The sequence below is a fragment of the Microbispora sp. GKU 823 genome, from assembly GCF_002027145.1.
Taxonomy (GTDB): domain Bacteria; phylum Actinomycetota; class Actinomycetes; order Streptosporangiales; family Streptosporangiaceae; genus Microbispora; species Microbispora siamensis.
In genome coordinates this window covers 49,139-62,247 of record NZ_MWJN01000003.1, presented here as the reverse complement: position 1 = coordinate 62,247, position 13,109 = coordinate 49,139, and the positions used below count along the sequence as shown (strand labels likewise).

8 protein-coding genes and 3 pseudogenes are annotated in these 13,109 nt (G+C 71.2%); 7 read left to right on the top strand and 4 right to left on the bottom strand.

Annotated features, from left to right (window positions below; all coding sequences use genetic code 11):
• Positions 1–117 precede the first annotated feature (117 nt).
• From B1L11_RS03075 to B1L11_RS54470, 5 genes and pseudogenes are all read left to right on the top strand, one after another.
• Positions 118–1,329 (top strand): sugar ABC transporter substrate-binding protein, encoded by a 1,212-nt coding sequence (locus tag B1L11_RS03075; RefSeq protein WP_218670876.1) that lies wholly within the window; start codon positions 118–120, stop codon positions 1,327–1,329.
• 288 nt (positions 1,330–1,617) lie between these two features.
• Positions 1,618–3,039, top strand: coding sequence for a ricin-type beta-trefoil lectin domain protein (locus B1L11_RS03070; RefSeq protein WP_079312982.1), 1,422 nt, complete (start codon positions 1,618–1,620; stop codon positions 3,037–3,039).
• 21 nt (positions 3,040–3,060) lie between these two features.
• The gene (locus B1L11_RS03065; RefSeq protein ID WP_079312980.1) at positions 3,061–5,100 is read left to right on the top strand and encodes a beta-galactosidase; all 2,040 of its coding nucleotides are present in this window, start codon (positions 3,061–3,063) and stop codon (positions 5,098–5,100) included.
• Between the two features lie 115 nt (positions 5,101–5,215).
• Positions 5,216–6,229, top strand: a pseudogene (locus tag B1L11_RS49635) (FAD-dependent monooxygenase); the annotation flags it as partial.
• Positions 6,230–6,265: 36 nt separating this feature from the next.
• Positions 6,266–6,751, top strand: coding sequence for a hypothetical protein (locus tag B1L11_RS54470; RefSeq protein ID WP_372974644.1), 486 nt, complete (start codon positions 6,266–6,268; stop codon positions 6,749–6,751).
• A 73-nt stretch (positions 6,752–6,824) separates the two neighbouring features.
• Here B1L11_RS54470 and B1L11_RS49630 read toward each other — a convergent pair whose 3' ends face one another.
• From B1L11_RS49630 to B1L11_RS47880, 4 genes and pseudogenes are all read right to left on the bottom strand, one after another.
• The gene (locus B1L11_RS49630; protein WP_256862192.1) at positions 6,825–6,956 is read right to left on the bottom strand and encodes a hypothetical protein; all 132 of its coding nucleotides are present in this window, start codon (positions 6,954–6,956) and stop codon (positions 6,825–6,827) included.
• Positions 6,957–7,221: 265 nt separating this feature from the next.
• Positions 7,222–7,479: pseudogene (locus tag B1L11_RS49625) on the bottom strand (1,4-alpha-glucan branching protein); the annotation flags it as partial.
• Positions 7,480–7,646: 167 nt separating this feature from the next.
• Positions 7,647–8,318, bottom strand: a pseudogene (locus B1L11_RS03050) (NmrA family NAD(P)-binding protein); the annotation flags it as partial.
• 1,281 nt (positions 8,319–9,599) lie between these two features.
• Entirely contained in the window at positions 9,600–9,923 is a 324-nt protein-coding gene (locus B1L11_RS47880) for a hypothetical protein (RefSeq protein ID WP_218670864.1), read from the bottom strand.
• Here B1L11_RS47880 and B1L11_RS47875 point away from each other — a divergent pair.
• On the top strand, positions 9,912–11,051 hold the full coding sequence (locus B1L11_RS47875; protein WP_218670863.1) for a hypothetical protein: 1,140 nt from the start codon (positions 9,912–9,914) through the stop codon (positions 11,049–11,051). The genes B1L11_RS47880 and B1L11_RS47875 overlap by 12 nt on opposite strands.
• Complete coding sequence (locus B1L11_RS47870; protein ID WP_218670862.1) at positions 11,036–12,934, top strand: LamG-like jellyroll fold domain-containing protein; 1,899 nt, start codon at positions 11,036–11,038, stop codon at positions 12,932–12,934. The genes B1L11_RS47875 and B1L11_RS47870 overlap by 16 nt, the downstream gene beginning before the upstream one ends.
• Positions 12,935–13,109 lie beyond the last annotated feature (175 nt).

Here is a 13,109-nt window from a genome sequence, read left to right as displayed (position 1 = left end):
CGGCCCTGACCGTGTCGCTCACCGCCGGCGCCTGCGGCTCCGGCGACGACGGCTCCTCCCCGGGCGCCGACGCGCCCGCCCGCCCCCGCGGCGTCCGCGGCCGTCTCCGACGCCGACATCCAGAAGGCGCTCGACACCGGCGGCTCCATCACCGTCTGGGCGTGGGAGCCGACGCTCAAGCAGGTCGTCGCGGACTTCCAGGCCAAGTATCCGAAGGTCAAGGTCAACCTCGTCAACGCCGGCACCGGCAACGACCAGTACACGGCCCTGCAGAACGCGATCAAGGCCGGGTCCGGGGTGCCGGACGTCGCCCAGGTGGAGTACTACGCCCTGCCGCAGTTCGCCCTCGCCAAGTCGGTCGCCGACCTCAGCGCCCTCGGCGCGGGCAAGCTGGACGGCACCTTCACCCCCGGCCCGTGGAGCTCCGTCCACATGGGCAACGGCATCTACGGCCTGCCCATGGACTCCGGCCCGATGGCGCTGTTCTACAACAAGGAGGTCTTCGACAAGTACGACCTCAAGGTGCCCACCACCTGGGACGAGTTCGCGGCGGACGCCGAGAAGCTGCACAAGGCGAACCCGAAGGCGTACATCACCAACGACACCGGCGACGCGGGCTTCACCACCAGCATGATCTGGCAGGCGGGCGGCAAGCCGTACACCGTGGACGGCACCACGGTCGGGATCGACTTCGCCGAGCCGGGCACGCAGAAGTTCACCGCCCTCTGGCAGAAGCTGATCGACGGCAAGCTGCTCGCGCCGACCACCAGCTGGAGCGACGCCTGGTACAAGGGCCTGGGCGACGGCACCATCGCCACCCTGGTCATCGGCGCCTGGATGCCCGCCAACCTCGAGTCCGGGGTCAAGGCCGGAGAGGGCAAGTGGCAGGTCGCGCCCATGCCGCAGTGGGAGGCCGGCGGCAGGTCCACCGCCGAGAACGGCGGCAGCTCGCTCGCGATCCCCGAGGCCAGCGCCAACAAGAACCTCGCCTACGCCTTCCTCAAGTACGCCAACGTGGACGAGGGGGTGCAGACCCGGGTCGACGGCGGCGCCTTCCCCGCCACCACCGCCCAGCTGCAGGACCCGAAGTTCCAGGACAAGGAGTTCCCCTACTTCGGCGGCCAGAAGGTCAACCAGGTGCTCGCCGAGTCCGCCTCGCAGGTCGTCAGCGGCTGGTCCTACCTGCCCTTCCAGGTCTACGCCAACAGCATCTTCAACGACACGGTCGGCAAGGCGTACACCTCCTCCAGCACGCTGCAGGACGGCCTGAAGGCCTGGCAGGACGCCTCTCTGAAGTACGGCGAAGAGCAGGGCTTCACCGTCAAGTAGCGGTCACCGTAGTCGCCGGGGCCATCGCTGCCGCCGTCCGCGGGGAGCGCGGCGGCAGGACGGCCGGGCGCCGAGACGCACCCGGCCCGCGCGTTTCCGGCACACGTGCCGATTCCACCCGGCCGATTGAACTGCGCCGAGTCCACCGCATACGTACTTCCGCGGCGCCGCCGACCGGCGGCGTCGTCCCGGCCACCGACAGCCGATCCCCCTGACCCGACGGGTCGAACAGACAGGTCCAGCGGACCCTCGCCCGGCTGCCCGGTCCTCCCCCCGAAAGGAAGCACCATGCACTCCCACCCCCGCAACCACCCCGGAACGCACGCACACCGCCGTTCACTGGCCGGCGCGCTCACGGCACTGGCCTTCGTCTCCGCCGGCGTGCTGGCCGGCGCGACGCCCGCAGCGGCCGACACCAGCCAGTTCAAGGGCGTCAACTGGGCCGACCCCCGCGACAACTACGCCGACGATGCCGTGATCCCCTCAGGACTGTCCGCCTCCGACAGCTACGCCACCGTGAAGGCGAAGGCCGACGCCATCCTCACCGGCTTCCAGAACAACCTGGGCGCCAACACCGTACGGCTGCCGGTCAACCCCTACTCGGTCGGCACCGGCTGGTGGAACTCGTACACGGGCGCGATCGACGCGGCGACCGCCAAGGGCTTCAAGGTCGTGCTCGCCTACTGGGAGGGCCCCTCCGCCAAGGACGGCAGGATCGACGACGTCGCCGCGTGGACCTCGATGTGGAACACCGTCACCGCCAGGTACGGCGGCAACGGCCTGGTCTACTTCGAGCCGATGAACGAGCCGTTCGGCTACGGCCAGTCGGCGTGGGCGGACGTCGCCGCCGGCTGGATCGGCGACCACCCGTCGATCCCGAAGAACCGGATCTTCGTCAGCGGCACCGGCTACAACGACAACGTCACCTCCGTGTGCGCCGACAGCCGGCTGAACGGCACCTTTCTGTCGCTGCACCACTACGGCTTCTGGGGCACCCACACCTACAACGACTGGGTCACCGACTTCAGGAACCGGATCGGCTCGTGCGCGTCCCGTACGGTCGTCGACGAGATGGGCGCGCCGATGACGACGGGCCTGAACTACAACGACGCGAACAGCACCGACAACTTCGTGCGCTACCTGCGCGCGGACACCGACACGATCCGCTCCCTCGGCATGGGCGCGATCTACTGGCCCGGGCTGCGCAACGGCGACCCCTACACCCTGCAGACGCTGCAGGGCAGCGGCGTCAACCTCACGCTGAGCACCCCCAACAGCAGCGGCGTCGACCGGATCAGGTACGCCTGGGGCTCCGGCTCTGGAGGCGCCTCCGTGCTGCGCGGAGTGCCCTCCAACCGGTGCCTGGACGTCCCCGGCTCCTCCCAGGCCAACGGGACCCAGGTGACGATCTACGACTGCAACGGCGGCGCCAACCAGCAGTGGACCGCCACCGCCTCCGGTGAGCTGCGCGTCTACGGCAACAAGTGCCTGGACGCGTACGGCCAGGGCACCAGCCCGGGCACCGTCGTCGACGTCTGGGACTGCAACGGCGGCGCGAACCAGCAGTGGACCCTCAACTCCAACGGCACCGTCACCGGCCGGCAGTCCGGCCTGTGCCTCGACGTCAACCAGGCCCGCACCGCCAACGGCACCCCGGTCATCCTGTGGACCTGCAACGGCGGCGCCAACCAGCAGTGGAAGACCACGTAACCATCACTTGAAGGAGTCGTTGTGAACGCTGACCGACACCGTTGGGTGCGCTGGCCGTCCGACCCCGGACGGGCCCGCCTGGGGTTCGGGGCCGACTACAACCCCGAGCAGTGGCCCCGGGAGGTCTGGGACGAGGACATGCGCGCGATGCGGGCGGCCGGGGTGAACATCGTCTCCTTGGCGATCTTCTCGTGGGCGCGAATCCAGCCGGACGAGGACGTCTGGGACTTCGGCTGGCTCGACGAGGCGATGGACCTGCTGCACGCCAACGGCATCGCGGTCGACCTGGCCACGGCGACGGCCTCGCCGCCGCCGTGGCTGACCGCCAAGCACCCGGAGATCCTCCCCGTGGACCAGCACGGCCACACGCTGTGGCCGGGGGCCCGGCAGCACTGGCGGCCGACCTCGCCGGTCTTCCGCGAGCACGCGCTGCGCCTGACCCGGGCCCTCGCCGAGCGGTACGGCGGCCATCCCGCCCTCGCCGCCTGGCACATCTCCAACGAACTCGGCTGCCACAACGTCTACGACTTCTCCGACGACGCCGCGACCGCCTTCCGGGACTGGCTGCGAGGACGGTACGGCACGCTGGACGAGCTGAACCGCGCCTGGGCGACCTCGTTCTGGTCCCAGCGCTACAGCGACTGGTCGCAGATCCTGCCGCCACGCCTGGCCGCCTCCTACCCCAACCCCACCCAGCAACTGGACTTCAAGCGGTTCTCCTCCGACGCGCTGAAGGACTACCTGCGCGCCGAACGGGACGTCCTGCGCGAGCTGACCCCGGACATCCCCGTGACCACGAACTTCATGGTCATGGGCGAGACCAAGGGCATGGACTACGCCGACTGGGCCGCCGAGGTCGACTTCGTCTCCAACGACCACTACCTGCTGACCGGTCCCCAGGCCCAGGACGAGCTGTCCTTCTCGGCGAACCTCACCGGCTCACTCGCCGGCGGCCGGCCCTGGTATCTGATGGAGCACTCCACCAGCGCGGTCAACTGGCAGCCGGTCAACCTGGCGAAGCGGCCCGGCGGCCTGGCTCACGACTCCCTCACCCACGTCGCGTACGGCGCCGACGCGGTCTGCTTCTTCCAGTGGCGGCAGTCGGCGGGCGGCGCCGAGAAGTACCACTCGGCGATGGTCCCCCACGCGGGCACCGACAGCGACGTGTTCCGGTCGGTCGCCGACCTGGGCGCCACGCTGGCCGCCCTCTCGCCGGTCGCGGGCACCCGGCGGCTGCGCGCCCCCGTGGCCATCGTCTTCGACTGGGACTCCTGGTGGGCCAGCGAGCTCGACTCCCACCCCACCTCGCTGCTGCGCTACCGGCAGGAGGCCCTCGACTGGTACACCGCGCTCCTCGACGCGGGCGTCCGGGTGGACGTCGTCGACGTGGACGACGACCTCAGCGGCTACCGGCTGCTCGTGGCGCCGATCCTGCACGTCGTGCCCGGCGCGCTCGCCCGCAGGCTGGAGGACTACGTCGCCTCCGGCGGGCACCTCGTCACCACCTACTTCTCCGGCATCGTGGACGAGGACGACCACGTGTGGCTCGGCGGCTATCCCGGGGCGCTGCGCGACCTGCTCGGCATCCGCATCGAGGAGTTCGGCCCCCTGCTGGACGGCGACGCCGTCGACCTCGACCTCGGCGTCACCGGCACCCTGTGGACCGACCGGATCGACCTCGCCGACCCGGCGACCGAGGTGCTGGCGACGTACAAGTCCGGCGACCACGCGGGCCGCCCCGCCGTCACGACGCGCCGTACGGGAGCGGGTTCGGCGTCGTACGTCTCCACCCGCCTCGGCCCGGAGGGTCTCGGGGTCGTCCTCCCCCACCTGCTGGACGTCGCCGGGGTCTCCTCGGAGCTGCCCTCCGAAGCCCGCGGGCTCGTGGACGTCGCCGTCCGCACCGACGGAACGGACGACTACTGGTTCCTGATCAACCGTACCGACCGGCACGTCGACCTGTCCGCGGTCCCCGGCGACCCCCTCCACGGCCCCTCCCTGGCTCCGGACACCACCCTGGCCCCCCGGCAGGTCCGCGTCCTGCGGCGGCCCCGCGGATAGCGGGCCGACAGCGGGGTCCTCGACGTCTGGCGCCGTTCCCTCCGCCGGGAGAGGATGACGGGGCGACGAGGGGCCGGCGCCGCACGGTCCACCGTCCTCGCACCGAAGATCACGGTCAGCGGATCGTTCTCGGGAGAGGCACATGGGAGAAGTCGTCATCGTCGGAGGCGGCCCCACCGGGCTGTGGCTCGCGGCGGAGTTACGTCTCGCGGGGGTCGAGGTCACGGTCCTGGAGAGGCGGGCGGAACGCGACCCGCACTCCAAGGGCTTCACGGTCCACCCCCGCACGATGGAACTGTGGGCGTCGCGCGGCGTCGGCGAGTCGTTCGTCGCGCAGGGCATCCGGGTGCCCGACTCGCACTTCGGTCTCCTCGAGCATCGGATGGACTACGGGACGCTCGACACCCCTTTCCCGTACGTCCTCCTGCTCGCGCAGCCGAAGGTCGAGGAGCTGACCGAGGGCTACGCCCGCGACCTGGGGGCGGACGTCCGGCGCGGGCACGCCTTCGCCGCGCTGGCCCAGGAGGCGGACCGGGTCCTGGTGCGGGCCGAGGGCCCGGAAGGGCCCTACACGATGGAGACGGGCTTCCTGGTCGGCTGTGACGGAGTGGGCAGCGCCGTCCGCTCGGCCGCCGGGATCGGCTTCCCGGGAAGCGGCTCCACCGCGTACGCCTGGGTCGCCGACGTGACGCTCGACGATCCTCCGACGGTGCCGTACTTCCAGAAGACCGACGCGGCCGGCCAGGTGCTGGTCGTGCCCATCGGACCCGGCCTCCACCGGGTGGCGGGCGTCGACGGCACCGGCGCCCTCGGGTGCGGGGGCAGGCCCGCGGAGAAGGAACTGCGCGCCTGGCTCGTGGCCGTCGCCGGCACCGACTTCGGCCTGCGCGACCCCGTCTGGGTGTCCGGCACGGGATCCGCCTCGTGCCTCGCCGACCGATACCGCAGCGGTCGCGTCCTCCTGGCCGGGGACGCCGCGCACCGTTTGTTCCCCGCCGGGGGCATGGGCCTGAACCTCGGCGTGCAGGACGCGTGGAACCTCGGCTGGAAGCTCGCCGCCACCGTGCGGGGATGGGCTCCCGACGGGCTGCTGGACAGCTACCACGCGGAAAGGCACCCGGTAGGCGCGGCCACGCTGCGCCTGACCCGGGGGCAGACCGCGCTCATGACGACGTTCACGCCCGAGAACCTCGCCCTGCGGTCGGTCCTGGACGACGCCATCGCGCGGGTGCCGGAGTTCTCCCGCTTCCTGGCGGAGCAGGTCTCCGGCGTCGGTGTGTCGTACGGACGGGACGCCGATGATCACCCGCTCGTGGGGACACGCGCGCCGGACCTGCGGCTGTCCGACGGGTCGGGGCTGTTCGCGCTGCTCGTCCCCGGGCGCTACGTGCTGCTCGACCTCACGGGAGCGGGCCGCGCCCTCCACGGTCGGGTGACTACGTCCCGGGCGCTGCCCACCCCGCCGGGATTGACCGTGCGTGCGGACGAGCCGGTCGAGTCCCGGGCCGGATGGCGGCGGGTCCGCGCCGCGCTCGTCCGCCCGGACGGGCACGTCGCCTGGGCCTCCGAGGAGGACGACGACGTGGCGCTACGGTCCGCGGCGGCCACGGCCCTCGCCGCCACGACCTGTGGCAGGACGCCGGACTCCTGACCGCCTCTCCGCGCGCCGTCCTCGACTGCCTCCCCGGCGGAGCGGCTCATCGGAGGTCGCCGGCCGGGAACTGTCAGACGGACGTGACGACGGCGAACACGCCGCGGACCTCGGCCCCGTCCGGCAGCCGCCAACCGGCCGTCACGTGACCCAGGGCGTCGGCGCCGCCGGCTTCGCCGGGCCGCAGGACACGGGTCACCCGCATGGTCAGCCGTCCGCCCCCCGTCGCCGTCCACGACGATGTCGGTGGCGTGCGGCGCGTCGGTCACGGCCGTCAGCCGGATCGGGCCCGACCCGGCGGCTCCCGCGAAGCTCCTGGTGACCGAGGGGTCGGGGGTGTGGCTCACGTTCTGATCCTGCGCCTCGGCGTCGCCCTGGAACAGGGCGTGGAGTTGTGCGACGAGGACCGGGTCGTGGGTGCCGTCGTAGATCCACCGCCGTCCCAGGACGCCGTGCTCCGCCGTCCCGATGAGGGCGTGATCGGCCCCCTCCAGCGGCGCGCTCCGGTAGGTGAACGGCACCTGGTAGAAGACCGGAGCTTCGCCGGAGACGTCGGTGACCACCATGAACTCGATGCCGACCTCGCCCCGCGGGTCGTCGAGCCGGAAGCCCCCGGCCTTCGTCAGCTCCGGCCGTCCCCCGCCTTCGTACCAGGGCTGGGCGGGCAGCCACGTGGTGAGCAGCTCCAGCTTGCTGGGCGTCAGCGTGGTGCGATGGATGACAGCCATACCGTGAAGCCCCTCCTTCGGCGTCCCGTCACCGTGCTCCCCGGTGCCACCGCCCGGGGCCGATCATCGTCTCACACGACCCGCGGCGGCTCTTCACGTGCTCCCCCGTACGGGGGAGGTGCGGCGCGCCGGCGACCGCCCCGCCCCGGCGGCCCGCTACGGAGGTGCTAGCCGGCGAAGTCCGCGACGTGGTCGCGGACCCACGTGGCGAAGGTGCGGGGAGCGTGCCCGGTGACCTGTTCGACGGTGCCGGTCAGGGGCACGGGGCGGCCGTCGTTGGCCGCCCAGTAGTCGAGCAGGGCGTCCGCGTAGGGAGCGGGGAGGTAATCGGCCATCTCCTGTTTCCATTCCTCGGGGGTGACGTGGTCGACGGTGACCGGCCGGCCGGTGATCTCGGCGAGCTGCTCGATCTGTTCGCTGAACGTGAGGCTCTCCGGGCCGGTCAGGTGGAGGCGCCGGCCCTGGTGGCGTGGGTCGGTGAGCACGGTGAAGGCCACTTCGGCGAGGTCTCGTTCGTGGATGGGGTCGGTGTGGGAGCCCGGGTAGGGCAGGCTCACCGGGCGCCCGGCCTTGATGGGCCAGGCCCAGGCGCCCGCGTTGCCGGCGAAGGAGCCGGGGCGCAGGATCGTGGTGGTGAGCGGTGCGGCGAGCAGTGCGGTCTCGACGTCGAGATGGGACTTGGCCAGCGGGTTGTCGGCCGCGCCGGGATCCAGCACGCTCGCGGAGGACAGCAGGACGACGTGCTCGACCCCGGCCGTGACGGCGGCGTCGACGAAGTCGGCGATGTGCGAGGCCTCGGCGTACAGGAAGACCTCGGTGACGCCGGCGAGAGCGGCCGGGAAGGTGGCGGGATCGCGGAGGTCGCAGGTGACGGCCGTGACGCCGTCGGGGACCGCAGCTGTGCGGGGTCGCTGGAGGCCACGCGTACGGGGCGACCGGCCTGAAGCAGCAGGGTCAGCAGGTGGGTGGCGACCGCGCCGCGGCCTCCGGTGACGAGAATCATGGAAATACTCCGGTGATCGGTACGGCTGTGGATGCGAACGCCTTGCGGCGGAAGCGTGGAAGGATCAGTGCGTGAGCGTTCCCCGGCGAGCGGGCAACGGGACGCTCATCGTGCACGCCGCGGTTGTCGCTCGCGCCGAGCCGGGGAGCCGGCGACCAGGAGGCGCCGAGGTCCCGCACGATGGTGGCGGCGACCACGAGCAGGAAGACTGGCCACGCGCGGGGAGACAAGCACGTGGAGACAAGGATGAGGACATGGCAGGGCGAACTCTCCGCTGAGAGATCCAGACAGCCTTTGCTGAGGCTGTCGTGCCGGCCGGATGTCCCGACACGCTCGTGAACGAGCGCCGCACCTTACGAGCAGGAACGTACCACGGGATTCAGGTGACAGGACAACCCGGTCCGGCAGCCGTGGGCGCGGCGGACGGCGGCTTCACCGCGATCCGAGAAGGAACGTCATCGGTCACTCTGCGTGAGCACGCGTTCTTCGTGCAATGACATCGACGGCGGAGGTCTGGCACGCCGACGCACGCCCTGTGCACCACAGTGTCAATTTGTCTGACTTACCGACCTAATATCACTTATTTTCGCTTTATGTCAGCAACATGACTCGGATGCCTTCATGGGCGAAAAGAATTCATTGACAGGGGGTGACGGTAAACGTTTAATGTGTGCGATCTTGCGGATTTCGTACGGGAGATAACCCATGTTTAGGTTTCCCGGACTGCGGAGTTGGCGTTCGCTCACTGCCGTGGTCGTGGCGGGTGTACTGGTGGGAACCGGGGCACCCCCGGCCGCGATGGCGGCACAGGAAAGTCGGACGGGGTCCGACGCGGGCCGGCTCAGCGGCTGGCAGCAGGCGCTCAAGCGCGCTGCCGAGATCCGGGAACCGGTCGAGGTGACCGAGGCCCGGACCGAGTTCACCACCACCTATGCCAATCCGGACGGCGAGTCGTTCCGGCTGGAGCAGTCGACCACCCCCGTCCGGGTCAAGGGAGCGGACGGGGCGTGGGTGTCACCCGACGCGACGCTGCAGCGGCGCGCCGACGGAAGCGTGGGGCCGGCCGCCGCCGCCGTGGGCATCTCCTTCTCCGGAGGCGGTGACGGCGGGAACCTCGTCACGATGACCAGGGACGGCCGACCCTCGCGCTGGGCTGGCCGGGAACCCTGCCCGCGCCGGTGCTCGACGGTCCGAACGCCACGTACCCGAACGTCCTGCCGGACGTGGACCTCAGGATGACGGCGACGACCGAGGGCTTCCGCCAGGTCCTGATCGTCAAGACTCCGCAGGCCGCGGAGAACCCCGCGCTCGCCCGGATCCGGTACGCCGTCAGGTCGTCCGGGCTCAAGGTGGAGGAGACCGCGGACGGCGGCATGTCCGCCACCGACGGCAACGCCACCGAGGTCTTCACCTCGCCTCCGGCCGCGATGTGGGACTCCACCGGGAACCCCGCCGCCGGGCAGGTCACGGCGGAGGACGCCTCCGCGACCCCGTCCGCCTCGGCCCCGGCAGCCAAGGGCGGCGCTCCCCAAGGCGCTCCCACCGCGGGGGAACCGGCGACACCGCAGGCGGCGCCGGAGACGAGCGCCCCTTCGGACGAGGGGCAGGCCGCCGACGGTCCCGCCCCCGGGCGGGGCACGCCGAACTGCCGATCGAGGTCGGCAAGGACACGCTCACGCTCGTCCCCGACGCCGGCCTGCTGAAGCAGAAGGACGAGTCGGCCTACCCCGTCTACATCGACCCGACCGTCACGTGGGGCGAGACCGATAGGACGCTGCTGCGCTCGGACGGCTACAAGTCGTACAACTGGGGCAACGGCAGCAACAACCAGGGTGAGGGCGTCGGCCACTGCGGCACCTGGAACGGCTACTACTGCGGGCCCGGATACACCCAGCGGCTGTACTTCCAGTTCTCCCCCGCCAGTCTCAAGGGCAAGCAGGTGCTGAGCGCGGCGTTCCGCATCACCGAGCCCTGGGCGTTCCAGTGCGACCCCCGGTGGGTCGACCTCGTCCGTACGAACAACTTCACGTCGTCCACCACCTGGTCGGGCCGGCCGAAGGAGCTCGACTGGATGGTGGACCGCAACGTGTCGGCGGGCCGCGGCTCGGCGTGCGATCCCGACGAGCCGACCGCGCCGATCGAGTTCAAGGACAACCCCGAGGAGACGAACGAGAACCTGACCCCGACCGTGAAGGACTTCGCGGCGGGCAAGTTCTCCAAGCTCACGCTGGAGCTGCGGGCGCACGACGAGGGCGACACCTCCGCCTGGAAGCGGTTCAGGAACGACGCGGTGCTCGTCGTCGACTACGTCGGAATGCCGGGGGTGCCGACCGGCGTCGGCCTGGTCACCGGCTCCGGCACCGTCTGCGAGACCAAGGAGTCGGCGCCCGCGGTCGTCTCCGACCCCACGCCCACCATGGCGACCATCCCGCAGACCCTCGCGGGCGGTGAGTCCGGCGCGATGCTGCGCGGGGCGTTCTACGTGCAGAAGAAGAACGCGACGGGACCTGGACGCAGGCCTTCTCCACGATCGAGCGGCCGACGACCGGGCACGTGGGCGACAACGTGAAGGTGACCGCCGACGCGCCGACGCTGTCGGAAGGGGTGCTCTACCGCTACGACTCGTGGACGCGCTCGTACTACAGCAACTACACCAAGTGGCTGGCCGGGACCAGCAGCTACCTGAGCGCCGGCTGGTGCTACTTCAAGGTCGACCCGACCGCGCCGAAGGCGCCGGTGGTCACGCTCGGCGCGCCGTACACCGCCTGCACCACCACGAGCTGCGCGCCGGCCGGCGGGCCGGGGCAGAGCACCACCGTCACCTTCGGCCCGGCCTCCGGTGACACCAACAACGTCGCCTACCAGTACCGCGCGTCCACCAGCTCGACCTGGTCGTCCGACGTCGCGGGCGCCACGGCCAAGGCCGTCATCACCCCACCGGCCGCCGGGACGTACAGCCTGTACGTCCGGGCCAAGGACAACGTCGGCAGGTACGGCGCGACCACGGTCATCGACTTCCTCGTCGCCGCGGGCGCGGGCCCGGTCGGCAGGTGGCACTTCGACGAGGACTCCGGCGTCGCCGTCGACCGGGGTACCGGACACCACGACGCCACGCTGTCCGGCGGCGCCGTACGGGACGCCCGGGGACGCCGCGGCGAGGTCTGGTACGACGACGCGGGCACTGCGCTGACCACCCCGAAGGTCGACAAGGGGCTGGGCCTGAACGGCACGTCGGCGTACGCGGCGACGTCCGGGCCCGTGCTGGAGACCCGGTCGGCCTACACGGTCGCCACCTGGGTGCGGCTCGACAAGGTGAGCGACGACGGCATCGTGCTGTCGCAGGACGGCTCGGGCGGCTACAGCCCCTTCCTGCTCTGGCACGAGAAGGACTACGGCGCCTTCTGCTTCGGGGTCAAGGAGAAGGACGAGGCGACGGGCAAGGCCTACTACGGCGTCTGCGGCAAGAACGGCACGTCCATGGCGAACGTCTGGACCCACCTGGCCGGCACCTACGACCCGGCGACGCAGAAGCTGAGCTTCTACGTCAACGGCGTGCCGCAGGGCACCGCCACCGTGCCCGGCATGTGGTCGGCCACGGGACCGTTCGAGATCGGCCGCTACAAGTGGGCCAACGTCTTCCAGTTCTACTTCCCCGGCTCGATCGACGAGGTGGCCGCCTGGCAGCGGGTCCTGACCCCGGAGGAGGTCGCGACGGAGGCGCGGTCGGAGTCCCCGGCGTCCGGGCGCAACGACGTGGAACTGGTGGCCGACTGGGACCCGGCGGGCGCCGCCGGGGCGCAGCTGCCCGACTCGCTGTCGGGCTACGGCCGGGCGCTGGCGCTGGCCGGCGGGGCGTCGCTGGACGGCGAGGGCCTGGTGCTGGACGGCGTGGACGACGCGGCCACCACCGCGGGCCCGATCGTGGACGACACCGGCTCGTTCACGGTGACCGTGAAGGTCGAGCTCGACCGCGACAAGATCCTCGCGAAGCCGATCGGGACCGTCGGCCAGGTGGCCGGGCAGCGTACGGCCGACGGCTCGTCCTGGGGCCTGTGGTTCGAGCTGACCGGAAAGGAGACGCAGCTCGACGACGACGGGAACGAGATCAGCGTCCCGGTCGGCTTCTGGCGCTTCGGCCGGGTCAACAAGGACGGCACGAAGACCTGGGTGAGCTCCGACACCCCGGCCAGTCTGGACAGCCCGGTCCGCCTGACCGGCGTGTACGACGCCCTGGCGGCGAACGGGCGGGTGGTGCGGCTCTACGTCGGCCACGAGCAGAACGACCTCGACATGGCCTACACCGCCGTGCCCGGGTCGGGCGACTTCGCGGCCGGCAAGGGCTTCAGTGCGACCTCCTGGGGTCACTTCCTCCCCGCGAGGATCACCGATCTGCGGCTGTGGGCGGGCGCCATGGCCGATTCCGACCAGATGGACGCCGTCATCGGCGACTGACGGAGGTGCGGGGACCGGCCCGCCGGTCCCCGCACCTCCCGCATCTCCCCCGGTTGATCCGCGGGTTCTCTCTTGTCCTCTCGAGGAGGTTGGGTCATGCGTCGGCCCGGAATTCGTGCTGCCCTGGTGGCCGCGTTGGCGGTGGTGGTCTCGTTACCCGTCGGGGTGACGGCGG